20 protein-coding genes and 2 tRNA genes are annotated in these 25,809 nt (G+C 61.9%); 2 read left to right on the top strand and 20 right to left on the bottom strand.

Going from position 1 to position 25,809, the window contains the following annotated elements:
- Nucleotides 1-97: 97 nt before the first annotated feature.
- The 8 genes from PCOSP_RS02740 to rnr all read right to left on the bottom strand — a co-directional run bounded on the left by PCOSP_RS02740 (nt 98) and on the right by rnr (nt 10,012).
- Nucleotides 98-2,398, bottom strand: coding sequence for a YgiQ family radical SAM protein (locus tag PCOSP_RS02740; protein WP_139646752.1), 2,301 nt, complete (start codon nt 2,396-2,398; stop codon nt 98-100).
- Between the two features lie 201 nt (nt 2,399-2,599).
- Nucleotides 2,600-3,997, bottom strand: a complete 1,398-nt coding sequence (gene dnaB / locus PCOSP_RS02735; protein ID WP_024779176.1) for a replicative DNA helicase — start codon at nt 3,995-3,997, stop codon at nt 2,600-2,602.
- Nucleotides 3,998-4,260: 263 nt separating this feature from the next.
- Nucleotides 4,261-4,707 carry a 50S ribosomal protein L9 gene (gene rplI, locus PCOSP_RS02730; RefSeq protein WP_003186385.1) on the bottom strand — a complete coding sequence of 149 codons (447 nt, stop codon included), beginning with the start codon at nt 4,705-4,707 and terminating at the stop codon, nt 4,261-4,263.
- 18 nt (nt 4,708-4,725) lie between these two features.
- Nucleotides 4,726-5,619 (bottom strand): YybS family protein, encoded by an 894-nt coding sequence (locus PCOSP_RS02725; RefSeq protein WP_139646754.1) that lies wholly within the window; start codon nt 5,617-5,619, stop codon nt 4,726-4,728.
- 36 nt (nt 5,620-5,655) lie between these two features.
- Nucleotides 5,656-5,886 (bottom strand): 30S ribosomal protein S18, encoded by a 231-nt coding sequence (gene rpsR, locus PCOSP_RS02720; RefSeq protein WP_002551829.1) that lies wholly within the window; start codon nt 5,884-5,886, stop codon nt 5,656-5,658.
- 28 nt (nt 5,887-5,914) lie between these two features.
- On the bottom strand, nt 5,915-6,343 hold the full coding sequence (rpsF, locus tag PCOSP_RS02715; RefSeq protein WP_003186395.1) for a 30S ribosomal protein S6: 429 nt from the start codon (nt 6,341-6,343) through the stop codon (nt 5,915-5,917).
- A gap of 295 nt (nt 6,344-6,638) precedes the next feature.
- Complete coding sequence (rlmB, locus tag PCOSP_RS02710; protein WP_041024061.1) at nt 6,639-7,397, bottom strand: 23S rRNA (guanosine(2251)-2'-O)-methyltransferase RlmB; 759 nt, start codon at nt 7,395-7,397, stop codon at nt 6,639-6,641.
- Nucleotides 7,394-10,012 carry a ribonuclease R gene (gene rnr, locus PCOSP_RS02705; RefSeq protein WP_464710258.1) on the bottom strand — a complete coding sequence of 873 codons (2,619 nt, stop codon included), beginning with the start codon at nt 10,010-10,012 and terminating at the stop codon, nt 7,394-7,396. Before rnr ends, rlmB begins: the two co-directional genes overlap by 4 nt.
- 227 nt (nt 10,013-10,239) lie before the next feature.
- On the opposite strand from rnr, the gene PCOSP_RS02700 reads away from it, so the two are divergent.
- Both PCOSP_RS02700 and PCOSP_RS02695 read left to right on the top strand, forming a co-directional pair.
- Nucleotides 10,240-10,326: transfer RNA gene (locus PCOSP_RS02700), tRNA-Leu, on the top strand.
- A 178-nt stretch (nt 10,327-10,504) separates the two neighbouring features.
- Nucleotides 10,505-10,591 (top strand) — tRNA-Leu (locus tag PCOSP_RS02695).
- 180 nt (nt 10,592-10,771) lie between these two features.
- Here the strand turns inward: PCOSP_RS02695 and PCOSP_RS02690 are convergent.
- From PCOSP_RS02690 to PCOSP_RS02635, 12 genes are all read right to left on the bottom strand, one after another.
- On the bottom strand, nt 10,772-12,706 hold the full coding sequence (locus PCOSP_RS02690; RefSeq protein WP_175385551.1) for a methyl-accepting chemotaxis protein: 1,935 nt from the start codon (nt 12,704-12,706) through the stop codon (nt 10,772-10,774).
- Nucleotides 12,707-12,854: 148 nt separating this feature from the next.
- The gene (locus tag PCOSP_RS02685; protein ID WP_041024059.1) at nt 12,855-14,147 is read right to left on the bottom strand and encodes an adenylosuccinate synthase; all 1,293 of its coding nucleotides are present in this window, start codon (nt 14,145-14,147) and stop codon (nt 12,855-12,857) included.
- Between the two features lie 54 nt (nt 14,148-14,201).
- Complete coding sequence (locus tag PCOSP_RS02680) at nt 14,202-15,389, bottom strand: ATP phosphoribosyltransferase regulatory subunit (RefSeq protein ID WP_139646760.1); 1,188 nt, start codon at nt 15,387-15,389, stop codon at nt 14,202-14,204.
- Nucleotides 15,390-15,702: 313 nt separating this feature from the next.
- The gene (gene hflC, locus PCOSP_RS02675) at nt 15,703-16,572 is read right to left on the bottom strand and encodes a protease modulator HflC (protein ID WP_041024057.1); all 870 of its coding nucleotides are present in this window, start codon (nt 16,570-16,572) and stop codon (nt 15,703-15,705) included.
- The gene (gene hflK, locus PCOSP_RS02670) at nt 16,572-17,741 is read right to left on the bottom strand and encodes an FtsH protease activity modulator HflK (protein ID WP_055128700.1); all 1,170 of its coding nucleotides are present in this window, start codon (nt 17,739-17,741) and stop codon (nt 16,572-16,574) included. The genes hflC and hflK overlap by 1 nt, the downstream gene beginning before the upstream one ends.
- Before the next feature lie 85 nt (nt 17,742-17,826).
- Nucleotides 17,827-19,128 carry a ribosome rescue GTPase HflX gene (gene hflX / locus PCOSP_RS02665; protein ID WP_055128699.1) on the bottom strand — a complete coding sequence of 434 codons (1,302 nt, stop codon included), beginning with the start codon at nt 19,126-19,128 and terminating at the stop codon, nt 17,827-17,829.
- A gap of 12 nt (nt 19,129-19,140) precedes the next feature.
- A complete protein-coding gene (gene hfq / locus PCOSP_RS02660; RefSeq protein ID WP_003186419.1) occupies nt 19,141-19,401 on the bottom strand; it encodes an RNA chaperone Hfq in 261 nt (86 codons plus the stop codon).
- A gap of 90 nt (nt 19,402-19,491) precedes the next feature.
- Nucleotides 19,492-20,463 carry a tRNA (adenosine(37)-N6)-dimethylallyltransferase MiaA gene (gene miaA, locus PCOSP_RS02655; RefSeq protein ID WP_139646761.1) on the bottom strand — a complete coding sequence of 324 codons (972 nt, stop codon included), beginning with the start codon at nt 20,461-20,463 and terminating at the stop codon, nt 19,492-19,494.
- Nucleotides 20,463-22,376: a DNA mismatch repair endonuclease MutL gene (gene mutL, locus PCOSP_RS02650; RefSeq protein ID WP_175364027.1), complete on the bottom strand. Its 1,914-nt coding sequence runs from the start codon at nt 22,374-22,376 to the stop codon at nt 20,463-20,465. Before mutL ends, miaA begins: the two co-directional genes overlap by 1 nt.
- Nucleotides 22,373-23,803 carry an N-acetylmuramoyl-L-alanine amidase gene (locus PCOSP_RS02645; RefSeq protein ID WP_041024052.1) on the bottom strand — a complete coding sequence of 477 codons (1,431 nt, stop codon included), beginning with the start codon at nt 23,801-23,803 and terminating at the stop codon, nt 22,373-22,375. The genes mutL and PCOSP_RS02645 overlap by 4 nt, the downstream gene beginning before the upstream one ends.
- Before the next feature lie 3 nt (nt 23,804-23,806).
- Nucleotides 23,807-24,274, bottom strand: a complete 468-nt coding sequence (tsaE, locus tag PCOSP_RS02640) for a tRNA (adenosine(37)-N6)-threonylcarbamoyltransferase complex ATPase subunit type 1 TsaE (RefSeq protein ID WP_139646765.1) — start codon at nt 24,272-24,274, stop codon at nt 23,807-23,809.
- On the bottom strand, nt 24,262-25,761 hold the full coding sequence (locus PCOSP_RS02635; protein WP_464710257.1) for an NAD(P)H-hydrate dehydratase: 1,500 nt from the start codon (nt 25,759-25,761) through the stop codon (nt 24,262-24,264). The genes tsaE and PCOSP_RS02635 overlap by 13 nt, the downstream gene beginning before the upstream one ends.
- Nucleotides 25,762-25,809: the final 48 nt, after the last annotated feature.

Below are 25,809 nucleotides of genomic sequence, written 5' to 3'. Positions count from 1 at the left end.
GAACTGTGGCGGGCGCCACGATAGCAAAGGAGTAGCACTGCCGCTAGAAAGCAAAACGCCAGCACTTAGGCTGGCGTTTGCGACAGGGTTTGGGCGATCAGCGCGGCACGACCGGCTTGCGCGCCGGCTTCGGCCCTTTGCCCTTGGCGGCGTCCTTGCGCTCCTTGGCCGCCTGCTGGTTGCGGGCGAACGCAGCGGCCTTGGCCTGCTCGCGCTTGTCCCACGAGTTGCCGCCGTCGCTGGCACGTGGCGGCAGGCCGGTGTGCTGGGTCAGGATCCGGGTGGTGTCCTTGCCCACCTTGTGGCTGCCGGCCGGCGTCGAGTTCTTGCGACGGGCACTCTGGTAGCTGTCGGTCGCCGGCTGGTGCAGCGGGATCAACTGGTGCTTGCCCGGCCCGATCAGGTCGGCACGGCCCATGCGGGTCAACGCCTCACGCAGCATCGGCCAGCCCTTGGGGTCGTGATAGCGCAGGAAAGCCTTGTGCAGGCGGCGCTGCTCTTCGCTCTTGACGATGGTCACCCCGTCGCTCTTGTAGGTGACCTTGCGCAACGGGTTCTTGCCCGAGTGGTACATGGCCGTGGCGGTGGCCATCGGCGACGGATAGAACGCCTGCACCTGATCAGCCCGGAAACCGTTGCCCTTGAGCCACAGCGCCAGGTTCATCATGTCTTCGTCGGTGGTGCCCGGGTGAGCGGCGATGAAGTACGGAATCAGGTACTGCTCTTTCCCGGCTTCCTTGGTGTACTTCTCGAACATCCGCTTGAACCGGTCATAAGTGCCGATACCCGGTTTCATCATCTGGTTGAGCGGGCCTTCCTCGGTGTGCTCCGGGGCAATCTTCAGGTAACCGCCGACGTGGTGGGTCACCAGCTCCTTGACGTACTCCGGCGACTCGACGGCCAGGTCGTAACGCAGGCCGGAGGCGATCAGGATCTTCTTCACCCCAGGCAACGCGCGGGCGCTGCGGTAAAGCTGGATCAGCGAGGAGTGGTCGGTGTTCAGGTTCGGGCAGATGCCAGGGAACACGCAGGACGGCTTGCGGCACGCGGATTCGATCTCCGGGCTCTTGCAGGCGATGCGGTACATGTTCGCGGTCGGGCCGCCGAGGTCGGAAATCACCCCGGTGAACCCCGGGACCTTGTCGCGGATCTCCTCGATCTCGCGAATGATCGACTCTTCGGAACGGTTCTGGATGATCCGGCCTTCGTGCTCGGTGATGGAGCAGAACGTACAACCGCCGAAGCAGCCGCGCATGATGTTCACCGAGAAACGGATCATCTCGTAAGCCGGAATCTTTTCCTTGCCGTACGCCGGGTGCGGAACACGTGCGTAAGGCATGCCAAACACGTAGTCCATTTCCTCAGTGGTCATCGGAATGGGCGGCGGGTTGAACCAGACATCGACCTCACCGTGTTTCTGCACCAAGGCCCGGGCATTGCCTGGGTTGGTTTCCAGGTGAAGCACGCGGTTGGCGTGGGCATACAGCACCGCGTCGTTACGGACCTTCTCCACCGACGGCAGGCGGATCACGGTCTTGTCACGGGTCATTTTCGGGCTCGCCAGGATCTGCACGACCTTGGCTTCGCTCGGGTCCTCAACCGGCCCTTTTTCCTGTTCGATGGCGCAGGCCGCGGTGTCCTGGGTGTTCACATACGGATTGATGATCTTGTCGATCTTGCCCGGACGGTCGATACGGGTGGAGTCCACCTCATACCAGCCTTGCGGCGTGTCGCGACGGATGAACGCGGTGCCGCGCACATCGGTGATGTCTTCGATCTTGTGGCCGTAGGACAGGCGCTGGGCAACCTCGACAATCGCCCGTTCGGCGTTGCCATAGAGCAGGATGTCGGCGCTGGCGTCGATCAGGATCGAGTTGCGCACCCGGTCCTGCCAGTAATCGTAATGGGCGATGCGGCGCAGGGACGCCTCGATGCCGCCCAGCACGATGGGTACATGCTTGTAGGCTTCCTTGCAGCGCTGGCTGTAGACCAGGCTCGCACGGTCCGGCCGCTTGCCCGCCAGACCGCCCGGCGTGTAAGCGTCATCGGAACGGATTTTCTTGTCGGCGGTGTAGCGGTTGATCATCGAGTCCATGTTGCCGGCCGCGACGCCGAAGAACAGGTTCGGCTCGCCGAGTTTCATGAAGTCGTCTTTGGACTGCCAGTTCGGCTGGGCAATGATCCCGACGCGAAAGCCCTGGGCTTCCAGCAGCCGGCCGATGATGGCCATGCCGAACGACGGGTGATCGACATAAGCATCACCGGTCACGATGATGATGTCGCACGAATCCCAGCCGAGCTGATCCATCTCCTCCCTGCTCATGGGCAGGAACGGCGCCGGGCCGAAACATTCGGCCCAGTACTTGGGATAGTCAAATAACGGCTTGGCTGCTTGCATGTCGATGACCGGTATAAAAGATGAAAAATCGCGGGGGCGGAATATAGCACAAAAAATAGCCAATTCCGACGGCTATGGTCGGAAATCGGCAGCGGCCCATCGTCGGATCGCCGCCCGGAGCAGACTCGCTCCCACAGGGCAATGCAATCTCCTGTGGGAGCGAGCCTGCTCGCGATGAGGCCAGATCAGGCAACGACGAACTTACTCATCATCATCGAAGTTGTAGCTGCCCGGCGCCAGGTTCTCGAACCGCGTGTACTTACCGATGAACGCCAGGCGGATAAAGCCGATCGGGCCGTTCCGCTGCTTGCCGATGATGATCTCGGCAATGCCCTTGTGCTCCGTCTCGGGGTGATACACCTCGTCGCGGTACACGAACATGATGACGTCGGCGTCCTGCTCGATCGCTCCGGATTCCCGCAAGTCGGAGTTCACCGGACGCTTGTTGGGACGTTGTTCCAGGGAGCGGTTCAACTGGGACAAGGCCACGACCGGGCAGTTGAACTCCTTGGCCAGGGCCTTGAGGGAACGGGAGATTTCGGAAATCTCGTTGGTTCGGTTGTCACCACTGGAGCCCGGGATCTGCATCAACTGCAGGTAGTCGATCATGATCAGCGCAATATCACCGTGCTCGCGCACCAGGCGGCGAGTCCGGGCGCGCATTTCCGACGGGCTGATGCCGGCGGTGTCATCGATGAACAGCTTGCGGTCGTTGAGCAGGTTGACCGCCGAGGTCAGGCGCGGCCAGTCGTCATCTTCCAGTTGGCCGGAACGGACCTTGGTCTGATCGATACGCCCCAGGGACGACAGCATACGCATGATCAGCGATTCACCTGGCATCTCGAGGGAATACACCAGCACCGCCTTGTCGCTGCGCAGCACGGCGTTTTCCACCAGGTTCATCGCAAAGGTGGTCTTACCCATGGAAGGACGGCCGGCGACGATGATCAGGTCGGCCGGTTGCAGGCCACTGGTCTTCTCGTCGAGGTCGGTGTAGCCGGTCGACAAGCCGGTGATGGCATTGTCGGTGTTGAACAGGGTGTCGATACGATCGATGGCCTTGGTCAGCAACTCGTTGACCCCCACCGGACCGCCGGTTTTCGGCCGGGCTTCGGCGATCTGGAAGATCTGCCGTTCAGCTTCGTCGAGGATCTCTTCGGCGGTACGGCCTTCGGGGTTGAAGGCGCTGTCGGCGATTTCGTTGCTGATACCGATCAACTGACGCAACGTCGCTCGCTGGCGGACAATCTGCGCATAGGCCTTGATGTTGGCGACGGACGGCGTGTTTTTCGCCAACTCACCCAGGTAGCCGAGGCCGCCGACCTGGGAGGTCTGGCCTTCCTTGTCCAGTTGCTCGGACAGGGTAACCACGTCGATCGGCATGTTCTGATCGGCCAGCTTGGCGATCGCACGGAAGATCAGGCGGTGGTCATGTCGGTAGAAATCGCCGTCGGAGACTTGATCGAGCACGCGTTCCCAGGCGTTGTTGTCCAGCATCAGACCACCGAGCACGGCCTGCTCGGCCTCGATGGAATGCGGCGGCACCTTCAGGGCAGCGGTTTGCAGATCGTATTGCTCGGGAGCGGTGATTTCGTTCATGGCCACTTGATTCTTTGGGAAACCCAGGGGGTTATGAAAATCAGGAATTGCAGAAAGACAAAGGGCACGACCTGTAAACAGGATCGTGCCCGATGTTACCGGCTAGCACCCAAGGGTGCCAGCCGACAGGTATTAAAGTGCCTGCGCGTCGATCATGCTGCGTTGAAAACAGGCTCGGAATGCTCATTTACAACCAGTAAACTCCGCTTCCTCGCCTGTTTTCGCCTTGCCTGATCGCCGCTCGGCGACTTTTCGTACAAAGCTTAGGCTGCTACCACGACAACGCGTACGGTGGCTTCAACTTCGGCGTGCAGGTGCACGGCCACGTCGAATTCGCCTACGTTGCGGATGGTGCCGTTCGGCAGACGAACTTCGCTCTTCGCAACTTCAACGCCGGAGGCGGTCAGTGCGTCAGCGATGTCGTGAGTACCGATCGAACCGAACAGCTTGCCTTCGTCGCCAGCGGTGGCAGTGATGGTCACTTCCAGCTCGGCCAGTTGGGCAGCACGGCTTTCAGCCGATGCCTTACGGTCTGCGGCGGCTTTTTCCAGCTCGGCGCGACGCTCTTCGAACGCAGCCAGGTTGGCAGCGGTCGCAGCGGTAGCCTTGCCGAAAGGCAGCAGGTAGTTACGGCCGTAACCGGCCTTAACGTTTACTTTGTCGCCCAGGTTGCCCAGGTTGGCGATTTTTTCCAGAAGGATCAGTTGCATGTGAAAATCCTCTAACTTTTAACCTTCACCGTTCGCGCTGTCGGCGTCTTTCGACGCCATACGACCGCGAAAATCAATCAGGCTGTCGACGATGGCCAGGACCACCAGCAACGGATAGATCAGCTGCATGAACAGCAACAACGTGACGTACAACCCCACCAGCCAGAACCTGGCCAGTCGCTTTTGCGCCACCAGCCCGTGAATCAGGGCCAGGGCAGCGAAGACCAGCGGTACGCTGCACAACGGCGTGAGCATGGCCATCTGCGGACCGAAGTTCGGTCCCAGAAGCATGCCCGCCAGCAGCAACATCGCCAGCCCAAGCGGGAAACGGATGGCGCGAAATTCGCGACCAAAACCACCCGGGTTGTACAACAACGCCTGCCAGTAGCGCCCGACAATCAGGCTCAGCACACTGACGATTTGCAACAAGGCCGCAATCAGGCCGGTCAGGACCGGTGCGATCAGGGACGCGAAACGCGCCTGCTCCTCTGCCGACATCTGCCGGTAGAGATCACCGAGGGCCTCGGGCAGGATTTTTACCAAAGCCTGCGACAGCATCTCGATCTGGGGCGCGAAAGCCACCCCGAGCACCACTGAAAACACCACCCCTATCGCTATGCTGACCAGCAGCACGCGGTTCCAGGATTCGCTGGCGCGCAACACCAACGCCAGCGCCGAAGACCCCAGAAGCACCATCAGTGCCCGCGGGTCCGAGGCGTACAACCACCAGAGCAAGGCCGGCAGCAGTCCCAGAGCAAGAACGCTAGAGGCGTCCCTCAATCCGCGCCGCAGGAGCACAAGGCTTCCGGCGGCAGCACCCAACCAATACAACAACGGCAATGCCGCACATCCAGCCACTACCAGAGTGGCCTGCATACGGCCGCGCATGATGAACTCAGCTATGGCGCGCATGCATTCAATCCTTTGCTACTTGTCGACTGCCCGGTCTCAGCGGCCGTGGCTGTCGGTGTAGGCCAGCAGGGCCAGGAAGCGGGCGCGCTTGATAGCGGTGGCCAGCTGACGCTGATAACGAGCTTTGGTACCGGTGATGCGGCTTGGAACGATTTTGCCGGTCTCGGATACGTAGGCTTTCAGAGTGTTGAGATCTTTGTAATCGATCTCTTTCACGTCTTCAGCGGTGAAGCGGCAGAATTTACGACGACGGAAGAAACGTGCCATGTGATTGGCTCCTTAAAAGGTCCGTGGATTACTCGTCAGCGTTATCGCTGTTGTCGCTGTCGCTATCGCTGTCATCGCCATCGGCGCTGTCAGAGTGCTCAGGACGGTCGCGACGCTCACGGCGCTCACTGCGGTTTTCTTCAGCCTTGAGCATCTCGGATTGGCCGGTAACGGCTTCTTCGCGACGGATGACCAGGTTACGGATCACTGCATCGTTGTAGCGGAAGTTGTCTTCCAGCTCGGCCAGGGCCTTGCCGGTGCACTCAACGTTCAGCATCACGTAGTGAGCCTTGTGAACATTGTTGATTGCGTAGGCCAGTTGACGACGGCCCCAGTCTTCCAGGCGGTGGATTTTGCCGCCGTCTTCTTCGATCAGCTTGGTGTAACGCTCAACCATGCCGCCGACTTGCTCGCTTTGATCCGGGTGGACCAAAAAGATGATTTCGTAATGACGCATGAATGCTCCTTACGGGTTGTAGCCTGCCGCTTAAAAACGGTCAGACAAGGAGTGAATGACACTTATGGACTTGTGGACGCTAGACACATAAGTGCCTGCCATCACAGCAAGGGGCGCAATTGTAGAGAAGGGTCGAGGCAGGCGCAAGGCAATTGGTGATTATTTGAACAACCACTTCAACACATAACAATGTGGGAGCGAGCCTGCTCGCGATAGCGGTGGGTCATCCAGCACGAATGCCGATTGATACATCGCTATCGCGAGCAGGCTCGCTCCCACAGGACTTGCCTATGCCTTACTTTTTGGCGGCAGCCTTGACGCTACGCTGACGCAGTGCCTCGAACAGGCACACGCCGGTCGCGACCGAGACGTTGAGGCTGCTGACGCTGCCGGCCATCGGCAGCTTGACCAGATAGTCGCAATGTTCGCGGGTCAGGCGACGCATGCCTTTGCCTTCTGCGCCCATGATCAGGATCGTCGGGCCGGTGAGGTCCTGCTGATACAGGTCCTGTTCGGCCTCGCCTGCCGTGCCGACCACCCACAAGCCACGCTGCTGGAGTTTTTCCAGGGTGCGCGCCAGGTTGGTCACGGCCACCAGCGGAATCACTTCCGCGGCGCCACAGGCGACTTTGCGTACGGCCGGCGTCAAGGTTGCCGACTTGTCCTTGGGAACGATCACCGCCAATGCCCCGGCCGCATCCGCCGAACGCAGGCAGGCGCCGAGGTTGTGAGGATCGGTCACGCCGTCCAGCACCAGCAGCAAAGGCGCGCCTTCGGTGCGATCAAGCAATTCCTCGAGCATCGCCTCGCCCCAGACCTGGCTCGGGCTCACCTCGGCCACGACGCCCTGGTGCACGCCTTCGACCCAAGCGTCCATCTCACGCCGTTCGGCCTGGCCGACCGCGACGCGATTTTCGTTGGCCAGCTCGACCAGGGTCTGGACCCGGGGCTCACTGCGGCTTTCCGCCAGCCAGATCTGCTTGACCCGCTTGGGGTGATGACGCAACAGCGCTTCCACGGCATGCACGCCGTAGATTTTTTCCAACTGACTCATGACTTGGCCTTGGGTTTACGGGCGCCGCCACTTTTAGCCGGGGCCGAGCCCGCTTTCGACGGGCCTTTACGGTGTTTGCTCGGTTTGCTGCTTGCGCTTTCGGGGGCCGACCGCCCGGTCTTTCCTCCCGGCGCCGCCTTACCACCTTTCTTGGCTTCGGCCAGCAATGCCTGCTTCATTTCACGACTCTTGCGCACTTCGGCATTTTTCGCCGCGGCATCGCTCGGGCGATAGGCTTCATTGGCTTTTTCCTTGGCCGGGCCACGACGACCGGACTTGGTCGAGGCCGGCTCAGCTGCGGCCTTGGCCGAAGGTGCAGACGTTTCGGCACCGCGCTTCTTGCGTCCGATCGGCGCGTCGATGGTCTTTTCCGCCATCTCGAAGTCGATCTTGCGCTCATCGAGATCGACGCGCATCACCCGCACTTCGACGGTATCGCCCAGACGGAAACTGCGCCCGGTGCGCTCGCCCGCCAGACGGTGATGCACAGGGTCGAAGTGGTAGTAATCGCCCGGCAGCGCGGTGACATGCACCAGGCCTTCGACGTAGATATCGGTCAGCTCGACGAACAGGCCGAAACCGGTCACGGCGGTGATCACGCCTGGGAACGACTCACCCACGCGATCCTTCATGTACTCGCACTTGAGCCAGTTCACCACGTCGCGAGTCGCTTCGTCGGCGCGACGTTCGCTCATCGAGCACTGCTCGCCCAACTGCTCCAGGGCCGCCTCGTCGTACGGATAGATGCGCGCCTTGGGGATGGTCATCGCACCGGCACGCTTGACGTGCGGGGTGTTCATCTTCGAATGGATCACGCTGCGGATGGCCCGGTGCGTGAGCAGGTCGGGGTAGCGACGGATCGGCGAGGTGAAGTGGGTATAGGCCTCGTAATTCAGGCCGAAGTGGCCTTGGTTATCGGCGCTGTACACCGCCTGGCTCAAGGAGCGCAGCATGACGGTCTGGATCAGGTGGAAATCCGGACGATCCTTGATACTGGCCAGCAACGCCTGGTAATCCTTGGGCGACGGACCTTCCTTGCCCTTGTGCAGGGACAGGCCGAGCTCACCGAGGAAGGCGCGCAGTTTTTCCAGGCGCTCCGGCGGCGGACCGTCGTGGACCCGGTACAGCGCAGGGATTTCGTGCTTCTTCAGGAATTCGGCGGTGGCCACGTTGGCCGCCAGCATGCACTCCTCGATCAACTTGTGCGCATCGTTGCGCACGGTCGGACGGATTTCGGCGATCTTGCGCTCGGAACCGAAGATGATCCGGGTTTCCTGGGTTTCAAAATCGATGGCGCCACGCACATGACGCGCGCCCAGCAGCACCTTGTACAACGCATAGAGCTGCTTGAGATCCGGCAGCACCTCGTTGTACTCCCCGCGCAACTTGCGCGACTCGGCGAGCTTCGGCGTCTCCAGCATTGCGCTGACCTTGTTGTAGGTCAGGCGGGCGTGGGAATGGATCACCGCTTCGTAGAAGCAGTAGTCAGTCATCTCGCCGGACTTGGAGATGGTCATCTCGCAGACCATGGCCAGGCGGTCGACATGGGGATTGAGCGAGCACAAGCCGTTGGACAGTTGCTCGGGCAACATCGGCACGACGCGCTCGGGGAAGTACACCGAGTTGCCACGCACCTGGGCTTCGGCATCCAGTGCCGAACCGAGCTTCACGTAGCTGGAAACGTCGGCAATCGCGACGTACAACTTCCAGCCGCCGGAGAACAGGCGCAGCTTGCCCGGCCGGGCTTCGCAATAGACCGCGTCGTCGAAGTCCCGCGCATCCTCACCATCGATGGTGACGAACGGCAGGTGACGCAGGTCGATGCGCTTCTCTTTGTCCTTTTCCTCCACTTCCGGCTTGAGCTTGGCGGCTTCTTTCAGGACCGCTTCAGGCCAGACGTGGGGAATGTCATAGGTACGCAGGGCAACGTCGATTTCCATGCCCGGCGCCATGTAGTTGCCGACCACTTCCACCACATCGCCTTGCGGCTGGAAGCGCGGGGTTGGCCAGTGGGTGATCTTCACCTCGACGAACTGACCGACCTTGGCGTTGGCGTTGCGGCCCGGGGTGACCAGCACTTCCTGCTGGATCTTCGGGTTGTCCGCGACAACAAAGCCGATGCCGCCCTCTTCAAAGTAACGGCCGACGATGCTTTCGTGGGCACGGGAGACCACTTCGACGATCACGCCTTCACGGCGACCGCGGCGGTCCAGGCCAGACACACGGGCCAACGCCCGGTCACCGTCGAACACCAGGCGCATCTGCGCCGGGCTCATGAACAGGTCGTCGCTGCCGTCATCGGGAATCAGGAAGCCGAAGCCATCGCGGTGACCGGCGATACGCCCCAGGATCAGGTCGAGCTTGTCCACCGGCGCGTAGGTTCCGCGCCGGGTGTAGATCAATTGAGCATCGCGCTCCATGGCTCGCAGACGGCGGCGCAGGGCTTCGAGTTGATCTTCGGTCGTCAGCCCGAACTCTTCGACCAGCTCTTCACGGCTGGCAGGCGAACCCCGGTCGGCGAGATGCGCCAGGATCAGTTCGCGGCTGGGAATAGGGTTTTCATATTTTTCCGCTTCACGAGCGGCCTCGGGATCGAGGGACTGCCAATCGGCCATTAGAGAGTTTTCACCTTGTCTATATGCGGGTTAGTTTGGCATAGGCGTAATGAAACGGGAAATTTCAGGCATCCGAAGCCCTTTCTAAATGTCTTTTACCCCGTTCATCAAGCAGGAAAAGACACCACTCATGAAATTTCCCGTTTTTTTTATCAAGAGGGGTTTACAGTTAAAAACACGCTCCGTATAGTGCGCGCCATCGACGACGCACACACGTTGCCGATACTGCCCAGATGGTGAAATTGGTAGACACGCCAGCTTCAGGTGCTGGTGACCGCAAGGTCGTGGAAGTTCGAGTCTTCTTCTGGGCACCAATTTCGAGCGACAGATCAATGATCTGCAGGCTCTCCCAAAAACCCGCGAAAGCGGGTTTTTGCATTTCTACCCTCCTGAAATCCGCTTTCGCAATTACTAAAACAAAAACAGGGGTTTACAGATCAAAACGCGCTCCGTATAGTGCGCCACATCAACAGCGGCAACGCTGAAGATGCTGCCCAGATGGTGAAATTGGTAGACACGCCAGCTTCAGGTGCTGGTGACCGCAAGGTCGTGGAAGTTCGAGTCTTCTTCTGGGCACCAATTCAAGCTTCAAGACAAGGTCTTGAATCTCACAGAAACCCGCGAAAGCGGGTTTTTGCGTTTTTGACTGGGGAATTCCTGAAGCGGCAGGCCGCAGGGGATGAGGCGGCTGTCAGGCCGCCATCGCGAGCAGGCTCGCTCCCACAGGGAAACGCGCGCGCTCAAAAGGCTGGTCGGCTGTCAGGCCCTGAACTGCCCCAGACTCGCCTTCAACTGCGCCGCCAGATTATCCAGCACCTTGCCGCTCGCCGTCGTCTCGACCACGGCTTGAGCCGCTTTCTCGGCCTGGACGTGAATGGTCTCGACCCGCCCACGCACCGCCTGCGCCCCCTGGGCCTGATGAGCCGCCGCCTGAGTCGCCAGACCAATGGCCGCATGCACTTGCTCTACGGACGCCTGCACCGACTGCTGCAAACGAGCACTGTCGCGCAGCACCAGCAGCCCCTCACTGGCCTGCCGCCCCGCCTGGCCGATCGCAGCCACCGCCTCGCGAGCGCCCTGCTGCAACGCCACGATATGGGCCTGGATGTCACCGGTCGAACTCTGGGTCTTGCTCGCCAGCGCCCGCACTTCGTCCGCCACCACCGCAAAACCACGCCCGGTCTCCCCGGCCCGCGCCGCTTCGATGGCCGCGTTCAAGGCCAGCAGGTTGGTCTGCTCGGCGATGCCGTGAATGACCGTCAGCACCACTTCGATCTGTTCGCTCTGCTGCGCCAGTCGTTCGATCACCTTCGCCCCGGTATCAACCTGCCCGGCCAGCGCCTCGATCAGACCGCTGACCTTGGCCGAGGTACGGGTGTTTTCATCGGTGGCCTGACGGATCTCCACCACCTGCTGCAAGGCCGCCTGCATCGCCTGGCTTTCCGACTGTGCTTCGTCAGCCATTTGCGACAGCGCACGCAAGCTCTCAGCCACCTCATCGCGCTGCATCCCGGCCGCCGCATCGGCACCGGAGTTGCGCAAGGTCATTGCACCGATTTCCACGCCGGTGCGCTGGGCGACATCGCCCGCCTCCCGCACGATGGGCTGCAACTTATCCACAAAGCGATTGACCGCCGAGGCCATGTCGCCAATTTCATCCTTGCTGTTGATCTGCACACGCTTCGTCAGGTCACCCTCGCCCGCCGCCAGATCGTTCATGGCCGCGATCAGCAGCTTCAAGCGATTGACCACCCGACGCCCCAGCACCACGGCCAACAACAGCAGCACGCCGAAGCCGACCAGCGCCAGGCCGAGGCCGATCCGCCAGCGCAAGGTACTTGCCGCTTCCTGCACCGTGCTGGAAGTGTTGGTCTGCATCTGCGTAGCCGTGGTCTGTGCCGACTGCAGACGACCGCGCATGGCAGCGGCACTGTCGGCGGCGGCACCCTTGAGGCTGTCACCGACCAGCTGGTCACTGCTGGCGATCAATGCCGAGAAGCGCTGGTCCAGCGCCTTCAAATCGGACTCCACCGAAGCGGTGGAGACCCCCATCAATACCTTACCGATTTCCACCCCATTGGGATTGATCGATGCCTCAAGGTAGTACACCGACGGATCGGTCTTCGCAGCGTCCAGCACCTTGTCCAGGGCCCGCTCGCCCTTGCCCTTCTCCAGCAAGGCCTTGTTGATCGCGTTATCCCGGTTCAGGTAGCGGGTCAGGTGCTCACCGTTGGCGTCGTCATAGATGACGAACAATACGTTGGGGTTGCGCTGGGCCCGACGGGCGAATTCGGAGAGTGTCGGTATGTCGCTGTCCCACATGGCGCGGGGCGCAACGGAAGCCAGGAGCTGCGCCATATCATTGGCGGAGTCCTTGAGCGCTTTTTCCAGCGTCGTCCGCAACTGCGACTGCTCATCTTTCAGGCGCGCGGATAGACCTGCATTCAATCGCTGACGGGTATTGGCAGACAAACTGTCCAGGCTCGACGTGACCTCCCGCCCAGCCTGCTCCAGCTCGCCGGAGAGCTTCTGGCTGTCAGCCCCCAGGCGTGTGCCCAAGTCGGTTTCAAGCGCCGTGACCGTGCTGCGGGTCAGCGCAACCGCCACCAACACCTGCACCAAAAGGGCGATACCAAGGGTAACGAACACAGGCCGTAGTAAACGGCTTTGTAACAGTGAGAGAACGGCCGACACGGAAAATCCCTCTACGAACGCCATTAAATTGATGGCACTCGTCAAGAGATGCCAGTAATGGAGTTGCGTAGCAAGTGTTGTGCCGTCGGCAGGCAGAAACGACAAAGGACCCAAATCAGGGTCCTTTGTCTTTTACATCAGTGACTTATCAGGCGAACGGATGACGCAGAACGATGGTTTCGTTGCGGTCCGGCCCCGTCGAAATAATGTCGATCGGCGCACCGACCAGCTCTTCGAGGCGCTTGATGTAGTTGCGGGCAGCCACAGGCAGCTCTTCCAGGGCCTTGACGCCCACGGTCGACTCGGTCCAGCCCGGCATCTGCTCGTACACTGGCTCCAGGCCGATGTAGCTGTCAGCATCGGTCGGTGCGTCGATGACCGCGCCGTCCTGGTTCTTGTAGCCTACGCAGATGTTGATGGTTTCCAGGCCGTCCAGCACGTCCAGCTTGGTCAGGCACAGGCCCGAGATGCTGTTGACGTCGATGGCGCGACGCAGGATGACGGCATCGAACCAGCCGCAACGACGGGCACGACCGGTGGTGGCACCGAACTCATGACCACGTTTGGCCAGGAAAGCACCGACGTCGTCGAACAGCTCGGTCGGGAACGGACCCGAGCCCACGCGAGTGGTGTAGGCCTTGGTGATGCCGAGGATGTAGTCCACGTACATCGGACCGAAACCCGAACCCGTGGCGATGCCGCCGGCGGTGGTGTTGGAGCTGGTGACGTACGGGTAGGTACCGTGGTCGATGTCCAGCAGCGAACCCTGGGCGCCTTCGAACATGATGTCCTTGCCCGCGCGACGCAGCTCGTGCAGCTCGGCGGTGACGTCGAGCATCATCGGCTTGAGCAGCTCGGCGTATTCCATGCACTCGTCCAGGGTCTTCTGGAAGTCGATGGCCGGCTCTTTGTAGTAATTGACCAGGACGAAGTTGTGGTAGTCCAGCAACTCGCCCAGCTTGGCGGCGAAACGCTCGCGGTGGAACAGATCACCGATGCGCAGGCCACGACGGGCCACCTTGTCTTCGTAGGCCGGGCCGATGCCGCGACCGGTGGTGCCGATCTTCATCTCGCCACGGGCCTTTTCACGGGCCTGGTCCAGCGCAACGTGGTAGGACAGGATCAGCGGGCAGGACGGGCTGATACGCAGGCGCTCGCGCACCGGTACGCCTTTCTCTTCCAGCTTGACGATTTCCCGCAGCAGAGCGTCGGGGGCAACCACGACACCGTTACCGATCAGGCACTGCACGCCTTCGCGCAGCACGCCCGACGGAATCAGGTGCAGAACGGTTTTTTCACCGTCGATCACCAACGTGTGACCGGCGTTGTGGCCACCCTGGTAGCGCACTACGGCGGCAGCATGTTCGGTCAGCAGATCAACGATCTTGCCTTTGCCCTCATCACCCCATTGGGTGCCCAGGACTACGACATTCTTACCCATAACACTTGTCCTCATTCGCGCAAACTTGGTGCCGGCCGCGGCCGGCGGGAAAACTCAAGAAGCCAGCGGCAATACTTGCCAAAGCCCGTTCTGCTGAATCAATTGCCGGTCGCAGTCCGCTTCACGGGCGGCGGCCAAAGGCTGCCCAGGCAAGGCCTGGACGACACGCTGACCCTCGCTGCGCAACTGGCAGACAGCCTGCCAGAGTGCCGCATCCGTACTGTCAGGCATCCAGATACCGCCGGACGGTAGCTCGATTTCAGCACGCCCCAGGGTCACCAGGGTTTTCAGATCGGTAGAGAAACCGGTCGCCGGACGGGCACGACCGAAGTCGGCGCCGATATCGTCGTAACGACCGCCCTGGGCGATGGACTGGCCCACGCCAGGGACGAACACGGCGAACACCACGCCGGTGTGGTAGTGGTAGCCGCGCAACTCGCCCAGGTCGAAATACAACGGCAACTCAGGGAAGCGCACCGACAGACGCTCGGCGATTGCCAGCAGGTCGTCCAGCGCCGCCAGTACAGGCGCTGGCGCATGAGCCAGGCGATCACGCGCTGCCGCCAGTACTTCACGGCCGCCACACAGATCCACCAGCGCCCGCAGCATGTCGGACAGGTCGGCCGGCAAGCCTTCGGTCAGGCTGATGACTTCATCGATGGCCTTGCGCTGCAAGGCATCGAACAATTGTTGCTCCACTTCACCGGACAGACCGGCTGCACGGGCCAGGCCGCGATAGATGCCAACGTGGCCCAGATCCATGTGGACATCCGGCACGTCCGCCAGTTGCAGCATGGCCAACATCAGGCTGATGACTTCCACGTCGCTGCTCGGGCTGGCATCGCCGTACAACTCGGCCCCCAGCTGGATCGGGCTGCGCGAGGACGACAGGGCGCGCGGCTGGGCGTGCAGCACACTGCCGGCGTAGCACAGGCGACTGGGACCTTCACGGCGCAGGGTATGGGCGTCGATACGCGCTACCTGGGGCGTGATGTCGGCACGAAAACCCATCTGCCGGCCCGACTGCGGGTCGACGACCTTGAAGGTGCGCAGATCCAGGTCCTGGCCCGCGCCGGTCAGCAGGGATTCCAGGTACTCGATATGCGGGGTGACGACGAACTCGTAGCCCCAGCTCTGGAACAGATCCAACACCTGCCGACGCGCTACTTCGATACGCGCAGCTTCCGGTGGCAGTACTTCTTCGATGCCATCTGGCAGCAGCCAGCGGTCTACCGTTGCCATTACGCCATTCCCCTATGGTCCGGGCGGCCAGCCTTCGGGCAAGCCTTGAGTGAAGCAGAAAGCGCCCACGCTCTGCGCAAAAAGCGCGCAAGGGCGACGTGACGAATGGCCCGGAAACGGCCTCGTCCAGCACTTTCCTCGAAAAACCTGTCTAGTCGTTCGACCCGACGCCTGCAACCAAAACCGCAATCGAACGTGCAGACGCAAAAAAGCCGGGAATTTCCCGGCTGCCGCATCATACACCCGTTTTCCCAAAGGATCACCCCGCCAGACGTTTTAGCCGCCGGGCGGAGTGTCTCAGGTCAACGTTGCATCAAGGCTTGGCCTTTTCCAGGTAGCGGAAAAAGTCGCTGCTCGGGTCCAGGACCAACACGTCGGATTTGTGCGCGAAGCTTTCACGGTAGGCATGCAGGCTACGGTAGAACGCGTAGAACTCCTGGTCCTGGCCATAGGCCTTGGCATAGATCGCCGCGGCCTGGGCATCGCCGTCACCGCGAACTTCTTCCGATTCACGATAGGCTTCTGCCAGCAACACGCGACGCTGACGATCGGCGTCGGCACGGATGCCTTCGGCCAGCTCGTTACCCTTCGCGCGATGCTCGCGGGCTTCACGCTCGCGCTCGGTGCTCATCCGCTCGAACACGCTGCGGTTCACTTCCTTTGGCAGATCGATGGCCTTGACCCGGACATCGACCACTTCAATACCCAGTTCCTTTTCCGCCATGGTGTTCAGCGAACGGGTAATGTCGGCCATGAGCGCATCACGCTCACCGGACACCACTTCATGCAGGGTGCGCTTACCGAACTGGTCACGCAAACCCGACTCCAGGCGGCGGGACAGGCGTTCGTCGGCGATCTGCTTGAGACCCGAGGTGGCTGTGTAGAAGCGCTCGGCATCCTTCACGCGCCACTTGGCATAGGCATCGACCATGACCGCTTTCTTTTCCAGTGTCAGGAAGCGTTGCGTCGGTGCATCCAACGTCATCAGGCGCGCGTCGAACTTGCGCACCTTGTTGACGTACGGCACTTTCACATGCAGCCCTGGCTGGACATCCGTCTCGACCACGCGACCGAATTGCAGCAACACCGCACGCTCGGTCTGGGACACGATGTAGAAGCAGTTCCAGGCAGCGATCGCTACGACGACGCCAACAATAAGGGCGATCAGCGATTTATTGCTCATCAGCGACTCTCCCTGGTACGTGCTTGCTGTTGCTGCTCCACCGCAGCGCGAGCATTCGCTTCATTGCTGGAAGACGACGTGCTGGCCGGCGGCGTGCTGGTGTTGCGACCGCTCTCGACCATCTTGTCCAGCGGTAGGTACAGCAGATTGCTCTGGCCGTTCTTGTTGCCGGTCACGAGGACCTTGCTGGTGTTGCTGAAGACTTCCTGCATGGTGTCCAGGTACAGACGCTCGCGGGTCACCTCAGGGGCCTTGCGATACTCGGCCACCAGCTTGGTGAAGCGATCGGCCTCACCCTTGGCACGGGAGACCACTTCGTCGCGGTAACCGTTGGCATCCTCGATGATGCGCTGGGCCTGGCCACGGGCTTCCGGCACAACGCCGTTGGCATAGGTTTCGGCCTGGTTGCGCGAACGCTGCTCGTCTTCACGGGCGCGGATCACATCGTCGAAGGCTTCCTGGACCTCACGCGGCGCCGCGGCGCTCTGCACGTTGACCTGGGTGACGGTGATACCGGTGCGATAGGTGTCGAGGAACCGCTGCAGGCGCTCCTTGATTTCGCTGGCCATCAACTCACGGCCCTCGGTCAGCACCTGGTCCATGGCGGTGGAACCCACCACATGGCGCAGCGCACTCTCGGTGGCATGCTGCAGGCTGACTTCCGGCTGGTCGACATTCAGTACGAAGTCTTGCAGGTTGGTGATCTTGTACTGCACGGTCAGCGGCACTTCGACGATGTTTTCGTCTTCCGTGAGCATCTGGCCCTGCTTGGTGTAGGCACGCTCACGCGTGACGTTTTCCATGTACTTCTGATCGATCGGCGGGAAATAGATGTTCAGGCCCGGGCCGACGGTTTCGTAGTACTTGCCGAAGCGCAGCACCACGGCCTGCTCCTGCTCGTCCACGACATAGACCGCGCTGTACAGCCAGATCGCCGCGAGCACGACCAGACCGATGCCGAGCAGGCCGAAACCGCCGCCCTTGCCCGGACGACCACTGCCGTCGTCACCGCGTTTCTTACCGCCACCGAACAAACCGTTCAGGCTTTCCTGCAGCTTGCGGAAGGCCTCGTCGAGATCCGGTGGCCCCTTGCGGTCGCCGTTGTTACGACGCTTGCCGCCCCAGGGATCCTGGTTATTCGAGTTGCCACCCGGCTCATTCCAAGCCATAGCGCTCTCCATCTGATAAAGCAAAGACGCACCCACGGCGCGCCGGCCAATGCTACAGAATGCCTGACACAGCTTTCTCAGGCTTTTATTGCAAAGTGTGTTGCTCGATGAACTCCATCGGTTTCAGCCCTTCACGACTGACCAGCCGATTCAGCTCCGACCGCGGCAGGCGAACCGCCAGCAGGCAAGTGCCTTCTTCGTCATGTTCTTCTTTTTGCACCGCGCCCAGCTCGAAGAACTGGGCACGCAGGCGAGCGAACCGTTGCGGCAGCTTCAGGGTGCCGACAAACAGGTCGCTGCCCAACAGCTCCGCCACGGCCTGCTCGAGCAGCTCGAGGCCAGTACCGTCCCGGGCCGACAACCAGACCCGCTGCGGCTTGCCATCGGCATCGCGCTGGATCTGCGGCTCCACGCCTTCGAGCAAATCGAGTTTGTTGTATACCTCCAGGATCGGCAAGTCCTGGGCTCCAATCTCGCCGAGCACCACCATGACCTGCTCGATCTGCAGCATCCGGTCCGGCTCGGCGGCATCGATCACATGCAGCAGCAGGTCGGAGTTGCTCGACTCTTCGAGCGTAGCTCGGAAAGCCTCGACCAGTTTATGCGGCAGGTGACGGATGAAGCCCACGGTGTCGGCCAGCACGATCGGCCCGAGGTCGTCCAGGTCGAGCCGGCGCAAGGTCGGGTCGAGCGTGGCGAACAACTGGTCGGCGGCATAGACGTCCGACTGGGTCACGTTATTGAACAGCGTCGATTTGCCGGCGTTGGTATAGCCCACCAGGGAAACCGTCGGGATGTCCGCGCGCTTGCGGCCGCGCCGCGACTGCTCGCGCTGGCTGCGGACCTTTTCCAGGCGCCCCTTGATCTGGCGCAGGCGAATCCGCAACAGGCGCCGGTCGGTTTCCAGCTGGGTTTCACCCGGACCGCGCAGACCGATACCGCCCTTCTGCCGCTCAAGGTGAGTCCAGCCACGCACCAGCCGCGTGCTCATGTGCTCGAGCTGGGCCAGTTCGACCTGGAGCTTGCCTTCATGGGTACGGGCGCGCTGGGCGAAGATATCGAGAATCAGGCCCGTACGGTCGATCACGCGACACTCGAATACGCGTTCGAGGTTACGTTCCTGACTGGGCGTGAGGATGTGATTGAAGATCACCAGATCGGCTTCTTCGGCCTTGACCAGGTCGCGCAACTCCTCGACCTTGCCGCTGCCGATCAGGAATTTGGCGGTTGGCCGATGACGCGGCACGTTGAAAAACGCGACGGTCTCGGCGCCGGCCGAAAGTGCCAACTCCTGAAACTCCTGCGGGTCTTCGCGCGCCTCAGGGTCCTGTCCATCCAGGTGAACGAGAATGGCCCGCTCACCACCACCGTGGCGCTCAAAGAACAAAGGAGACTCCTATCAGGCGTTACCCGGTTCAGCGTCACCGCCTTCGGATTCGGTTGCGCTTGGCAGACGAATTGGACGAACCGGCACGACTGTCGAGATAGCGTGCTTGTAGACCATCTGGCTGACGGTGTTTTTCAGAAGGATGACGAACTGGTCGAAAGACTCGATCGTGCCTTGCAGTTTGATCCCGTTGACCAGATAGATGGACACCCCAACTTTCTCTTTACGTAAAGTGTTCAAGTAAGGGTCTTGTAGCGAATGCCCTTTTGACATGTGCCGCACTCCTTTAAGGATCAATAATAAAAATCGGAATCAGATGGCTTCGGCCGTCACACCCCAAGGATAGACGGCAATTGCAAGGACTCAGCTCAATATGGAGACGGTCCCCAGGTATTTCAAGGCGCGTGGCAGATTGTCGCAATCAAGGCTGTCGAGCCAATGCAAGTCAGTCCAGCTGCGCAACCAGGTGAACTGGCGCTTCGCCAACTGGCGCGTGGCAATGATCCCACGCTCCTGCATCTCGGCTGACGTCAGCTTGCCGTCCAGGTAATCCCAGACTTGTCGATAACCCACCGCACGTATAGACGGCAACCCGGCATGCAGGTCACTTCGCTCACGCAGGGCTACGACCTCGTCGATGAACCCCTGTTCCAACATCAATGTGAATCTTTGTTCAATTCGACGGTGCAGCACTTGCCGGTTCGCCGGGGCGATGGCCAGATTCGCGACAGTATAGGGTAATTGTTGCAGTCCCGAAGCGGCTGCTTCAGTACTTTGCGCAGATTGTCGCTGGCGCAGGGCCGTCATGCTCTGGCCGCTGACCCGGTAAACCTCCAGGGCCCGGCTCAGGCGCTGCGGATCGTTGGGGTGAATTCGCGCCGCCGACTCCGGGTCGATGACCGCCAATTGCTCGTGCAGGGCCTGCCAGCCAAGTCGCCCGGCCTCTTCTTCAATTTGCGCGCGCACCTCGGGATCGGCCGCCGGCATGTCGGCCAGCCCATCGATCAAGGCTTTGTAATACAGCATCGTCCCGCCCACCAGCAGCGGGATATTGCCCCGCGCGGTGATGTCGGCCATGGCCTGGAGGGCATCACGGCGAAAATCCGCAGCCGAGTAGGCTTCGGCCGGGTCCAGGATGTCGATCAGCCGATGCGGGAATTCCGCCAGCAGCTCTTTTGACGGTTTGGCCGTGCCGATGTCCATGCCCCGGTAGACCAGTGCCGAATCGACGCTGATCAACTCGCAAGGCAGGACCTTGGTCAGCTCGATGGCCAGGTCGGTCTTGCCGGCGGCGGTCGGCCCCATCAGGAAAATCGCGGGGGGTAGCTGGCTCATCAACGACCACGCAGGAACAGTTTGTCCAGGTCGTCCAGCCCCAATTGGGTCCAGGTCGGCCGGCCATGGTTGCATTGGCCACTGCGCTCGGTGTTTTCCATGTCCCGCAGCAAACCGTTCATTTCCGGCAGGGCCAGGCGTCGGTTGGCGCGGATCGCGCCGTGGCAGGCCATGGTGCCGAGCAATTCGTTCAGGTGCGCCTGGATGCGGTCGCTGGTGCCGTACTCCATCAGATCTGCCAGCACGTCACTGACCAGTCGATTGGCCTCCGCCTGCTTCAGCAACGCCGGGATCTGTCGGATCGCCAGGGTTTCCGGGCCCAGGCGTTGCAGCTCGAAGCCCAGGCGCTGGAACCAGCTCACGTGCTCTTCGGCGCAATCGGCTTCGCGCTGGCTGACCGCCAGGGATTCGGGCACCAACAATGGCTGGCCGCTCAGGCCTTCGCTGGCCATGGCAATCTTCAGCCGTTCATACATGATCCGCTCGTGGGCCGCGTGCATGTCCACGAGGACCAGGCCCTGGGCATTTTCCGAAAGGATATAGATGCCTTTGAGCTGCGCCAGGGCATAGCCCAGCGGCGGGATATCCCCCTGGCCGTCGGGCAATGCCGCCGCCCCGGTCTCCGGCAAAGGCTTGAAGAACTCGCGATAGGCCGCCTGGGCTTCCGCCGCCGGTACGTTCGATTGCGGGCGCGGCGTGTACTGGTACTGATAGCCGCTGCCAGCACCGGAGCCTGCGCTGCTATAGGTCGGCTGGGCCTGTGGTTGTTCGAGCAAGGCATTGGCCGCCAGGCTCATTTCACCCTGGGGCCCGAATTCGCCGGCGTCCAGCCCGGTTGGACGCACCATCCCCGCCACCGCAGCGGGCGCCGCGAGTTGGTCTTCCGGGCGCACGTCGCCCAAGGCGCGGTGCAAGGTGCCGTAGAGGAAATCGTGCACCATGCGCCCATCGCGGAAGCGCACTTCGTGCTTGGTCGGGTGCACGTTGACGTCCACCACCGCCGGGTCGACTTCGAAAAACAGCACAAAGGTCGGGTGCCGGCCGTTGAACAACACGTCGCGATAGGCCTGGCGCACCGCATGGGCCACCAACTTGTCGCGCACCGCCCGGCCATTCACGTAGAAATATTGCAAGTCCGCCTGGCTGCGGGAAAAGGTCGGCAACCCGACCCAACCCCACAGGTGCAGGCCATTGCGCTCCACCTCGATGGGCAATGCCTGCTCCAGGAAGCCTGCGCCGCACACCGCTCCTACACGGCGGGCCCGGGCCGCATCGTCACGGGCCTCGTGCAGGCTGAGGATGGTCTTGCCGTTATGGCGCAAATGGAACGCTACATCAAAACGCGCCAGGGCCAGGCGCTTGATGACTTCCTGAAGATGATCGAATTCGGTCTTTTCGGCCTTGAGGAACTTGCGGCGGGCCGGGGTATTGAAGAACAGGTCGCGCACTTCCACCGAAGTGCCCACCGGATGGGCCGCGGGCTGGACGCGGGACGCCATGTCCCGACCTTCGGTCTCGACCTGCCAGGCCTGCTCGGCATCACGGGTACGGGAGGTGAGTGTCAGGCGCGACACCGAACTGATGGAGGCCAGCGCTTCGCCACGAAACCCCAGGCTCATGACCCGCTCGAGGTCTTCCAGGTCGCGGATCTTGCTGGTGGCGTGACGCGCCAGGGCCAGCGGCAGGTCGTCGGAAGAAATACCGCCACCGTCATCGCGCACCCGCAGCAACTTGACGCCACCCTGCTCGACATCCACATCGATGCGCTTGGCCCCGGAGTCGAGGCTGTTCTCCAGCAATTCCTTGATGACCGACGCCGGGCGCTCCACCACCTCACCGGCGGCGATCTGGTTCGCCAGCCGGGGGCTGAGCAGTTCGATGCGCGCGTTACTGCCGATCACTTCATCGCTCATTGCTTGGACGCCACTTCGTTGCCGGGAATGGTCAGGGTCTGGCCGATCTTCAGCTCATCGCTCTTGAGGTTGTTGACGCTGCGCAGGGTCGCGGGCGACACCTGGTAGCGCACGGCGATCATCGCCAGGGTCTCGCCGGCGCTGACCCGATGGTCCCGCGGCCCCTGGGCGATCTTGCCGGAATCGCGCAACCAGGCAATGTAGGTGCCCGGCGGTGGATTCTGCTGGAAGAACTGGCGCACGCCGCTGCTGATGGAACGGGCGAGCGCTTGCTGATGGCTGGACGAGGACAGCTTGGAGGCCTCGTTGGAGTTCGAGATGAAGCCGGTCTCCACCAGGATCGACGGGATGTCCGGGGACTTGAGCACCATGAACCCGGCCTGTTCGACGCGCTGCTTGTGCAGGGGCGTGACACGGCCAATGTTGCTCAAGACCTTCTGGCCGACGTTCAGGCTCGACGTCAGCGAGGCGGTCATGGACAAATCGAGCAACACACCGGCCAACATCCGGTCCTTGTCATCGAGGCTGACATTGCCGGCACCGCCGATCAGGTCGGAACGGTTTTCGCTGTCGGCCAGCCAACGGGCGGTCTCGGAAGTCGCGCCACGGTCGGACAGGGCGAACACCGAAGCACCGAAAGCCGCCGCCGAAGGGGCCGCGTCGGCGTGAATGGAAACGAACAGGTCGGCGCCCTTCTTGCGGGCGATTTCGGTGCGACCGCGCAACGGAATGAAGTAGTCGCCGGTACGGGTCAGTTCGGCACGGAAGCCTTTCATGCCGTTGACTTGGCGCTGCAGCTCGCGGGCGATGGACAACACCACGTCTTTTTCATGCTGGCCCCGCGAGCCGGAGGCACCCGGGTCTTCGCCACCGTGACCGGCGTCGATCACCACAATGATGTCGCGCTTGCCGGCCGGGGCCGGTGGCAGCTTGATCGCAGGCTCGGTCGGCGTGACCGGCACCGCCGGCACCGTGGCGACATTGGTCGGCGCCGGTGGGGGCGGCGCGGCGTCGGCCGGGTTGTCGAACAGGTCCACCACCAGCCGGTTGCCGTACTGGGCATTCGGGGCCAGGGTGAAGCTTTTCGGGGTCACGGCTTTTTTCAGGTCGATGACCACCCTCAGGTCGGTCGGCGTACGCTGGGCCGAACGCATCGCGGTAATCGGCGTGTTGGCGGTGGCCACGTTCAGCGGCGCGCCAAGGGATGCGCCATTGATGTCGATCACCAGGCGATCCGGGGCCGTCAGGGTGAATACGCTGTGCTGCACCGGCCCTGTCAGGTCGAACACCAGCCGGGTATTGTCCGGCGCTCGCCAAAGGCGAACGCTGTTGACCTTTGTCTCAGCCACAGCATCGACGGCCAGTGCCGTAAGCAACAGTCCTACGACAGCAACCACCGCGCGAAAGCGCATACCAAACCCCATCATCAATTAGTTTTCCAGTGCCAACGCGGCACACCACGACTCGCCTCGCGAGCCTTGCGGTGTCAGTTTCAGCGAACGCCCGCCGTTCTGCGCGCCAATGGTAATGGTCAGGTCAGGCTTTGGCAAAAAGCCTGCACCCTTGTCGGGCCATTCGATAAGGCACAAGGCGTCATCTTCGAAATAATCGCGGATACCGAGGAATTCCAGTTCTTCGGGGTCCACCAATCGATACAGGTCGAAATGGAAGGCGCGAATGTCGCCGATCTCGTAGGGCTCGACCAATGTGAAGGTAGGGCTTTTCACCGCGCCGACGTGTCCGAGGCCGCGAATGATGCCCCGGGACAAGGTGGTCTTCCCCGCGCCGAGGTCGCCGACGAGAAAAACCAGGCCGTGGCCCGCCGTGATACTCGCGATACGGGCACCGAATGCCGTCATGGCTTGTTCGTCAGCCATGTACAGGGTTACTTCAGACAAGGTGATTGCTCCTCCAACAACTGACGAATGGCCGGGATCAGATCGGTCGCCGCCAGCCCCCGGCCCGAACGACCGGCTTGCGCACCGGCGTTGGCGTGCAGCCACACCGCCAGGCACGCTGCCTCGAAGCCCTCCAGCCCCTGGGCGAGCAAGGTACCGACCACCCCGGCCAGCACGTCCCCCAGGCCAGCGGTAGCCATCGCTGGATGGCCCTGACCGCAGACAGCCAGGCGACCGTCCGGGCTGGCAATCAGACTGCCGGCACCTTTGAGAATCACCGTCGCTGTATATTTTTTGCTCAACGCCTGGGCAGCCGCCGGGCGATCGGCCTGCACCTGGGCAGTGGAAATCTCCAAAAGCCGTGCTGCCTCGCCCGGATGCGGCGTGATCACACAGCCTTCGGGCAGTCTGACCGCTCCGACACTCAGCAGATTCAATGCATCGGCGTCCCACACCTGCGGCAACGGCGCGTTGGCCGCCGCCGACAACAGACTGCGGCCCCAGGCCGCCTGGCCCAACCCGGGCCCGACCACCAATACACCAGCCTGCTTGAGTAACCCCATCAATTGGTTCGCCGAATGAGTGCCCTGCACCATGACTTCCGGCAAACGGGTCAACGCAGCGCAGACATGCTCACTGCGGGTCGCCATGGACACCATGCCCGCACCGCAACGCAGGGCGCTTTCGGCACTCATCTGGATAGCGCCGCCAAACCCACGGTCGCCGCCGATCAACAGGACATGCCCGAACGAACCTTTGTGGGAAGCAAGGGGACGAGGTGTCAGACGCGGAAGATTATGGGATGAGAGCAATCGGGCACTGATCGGTGTCGCTTCAACGATGTCAGGATCGGCGTGGAGATCGTTGAAGACCAATTCACCGACACGGTCCGCGGCATCGCCGGTGAACAGGCCCAGCTTCAGGCCAATGAAGGTCACGGTCAGATCGGCAGTCACCGCGGTGCCCAACACCCGGCCGGTATCGGCACACAACCCCGAGGGGATATCCACCGCGGCGACCGGAAGGTCACTGACGTTGATCGTATCGATGGCCCGGATATAAGGCTCACGCACTTCGCCGCTCAAGCCCGTACCGAGCAAAGCATCCAGTAGCACGCCACGCAATTCGGATTCGTCGGACCACGGTTCCACCGGCACACCGACCGCAACGGCTTCGGCATGGGCGTTGGCAGCATCTCCCAGCAGACGACGGGGCTCGCCCACCGTCAGGACCCGCACCGACCAACCGGCACGCCGGGCCAGGGTGGCCACCAGGTAACCGTCGCCGGCGTTGTTGCCGTGGCCGGCGAGTACGGTCAGTTCGCCGGCATCAGGCCAGCGTCGGACGATCGCTCGCCAGGTGGCGCGGGCCGCTCGCTGCATCAACTCGAAGCCGGTGGTGCCCGCCGCAATCAGCTGTGCGTCGAGGGCCCGGACCTGCGCGGCACTGTACAGTGCGTCGGGAAAATCATCTTTAGTGTGCGGCATGCGTCTTCGGGCTCCGATGTCTGGCAGAATTATACGCATCTCAGCTCC

The organism is Pseudomonas sp. MAFF 730105, assembly GCF_055380705.1.
Note: the sequence above shows the minus strand (reverse complement) of the source record. Positions and strands in the feature narration are given on the sequence as shown.

Bases quoted from the DNA above. Each gene is read 5' to 3' on its own strand.
- PCOSP_RS02740 (WP_139646752.1), bottom strand. From the start codon at position 2,398: ATGCAAGCAGCCAAGCCGTTATTTGACTATCCCAAGTACTGGGCCGAA.
- dnaB (WP_024779176.1), bottom strand. From the start codon at position 3,997: ATGAACGAAATCACCGCTCCCGAGCAATACGATCTGCAAACCGCTGCC.
- rplI (WP_003186385.1), bottom strand. From the start codon at position 4,707: ATGCAACTGATCCTTCTGGAAAAAATCGCCAACCTGGGCAACCTGGGC.
- PCOSP_RS02725 (WP_139646754.1), bottom strand. From the start codon at position 5,619: ATGCGCGCCATAGCTGAGTTCATCATGCGCGGCCGTATGCAGGCCACT.
- rpsR (WP_002551829.1), bottom strand. From the start codon at position 5,886: ATGGCACGTTTCTTCCGTCGTCGTAAATTCTGCCGCTTCACCGCTGAA.
- rpsF (WP_003186395.1), bottom strand. From the start codon at position 6,343: ATGCGTCATTACGAAATCATCTTTTTGGTCCACCCGGATCAAAGCGAG.
- rlmB (WP_041024061.1), bottom strand. From the start codon at position 7,397: ATGAGTCAGTTGGAAAAAATCTACGGCGTGCATGCCGTGGAAGCGCTG.
- rnr (WP_464710258.1), bottom strand. From the start codon at position 10,012: ATGGCCGATTGGCAGTCCCTCGATCCCGAGGCCGCTCGTGAAGCGGAA.
- PCOSP_RS02685 (WP_041024059.1), bottom strand. From the start codon at position 14,147: ATGGGTAAGAATGTCGTAGTCCTGGGCACCCAATGGGGTGATGAGGGC.
- PCOSP_RS02680 (WP_139646760.1), bottom strand. From the start codon at position 15,389: ATGGCAACGGTAGACCGCTGGCTGCTGCCAGATGGCATCGAAGAAGTA.
- hflC (WP_041024057.1), bottom strand. From the start codon at position 16,572: ATGAGCAATAAATCGCTGATCGCCCTTATTGTTGGCGTCGTCGTAGCG.
- hflK (WP_055128700.1), bottom strand. From the start codon at position 17,741: ATGGCTTGGAATGAGCCGGGTGGCAACTCGAATAACCAGGATCCCTGG.
- hfq (WP_003186419.1), bottom strand. From the start codon at position 19,401: ATGTCAAAAGGGCATTCGCTACAAGACCCTTACTTGAACACTTTACGT.
- miaA (WP_139646761.1), bottom strand. From the start codon at position 20,463: ATGAGCCAGCTACCCCCCGCGATTTTCCTGATGGGGCCGACCGCCGCC.
- mutL (WP_175364027.1), bottom strand. From the start codon at position 22,376: ATGAGCGATGAAGTGATCGGCAGTAACGCGCGCATCGAACTGCTCAGC.
- PCOSP_RS02645 (WP_041024052.1), bottom strand. From the start codon at position 23,803: ATGATGGGGTTTGGTATGCGCTTTCGCGCGGTGGTTGCTGTCGTAGGA.
- PCOSP_RS02635 (WP_464710257.1), bottom strand. From the start codon at position 25,761: ATGCCGCACACTAAAGATGATTTTCCCGACGCACTGTACAGTGCCGCG.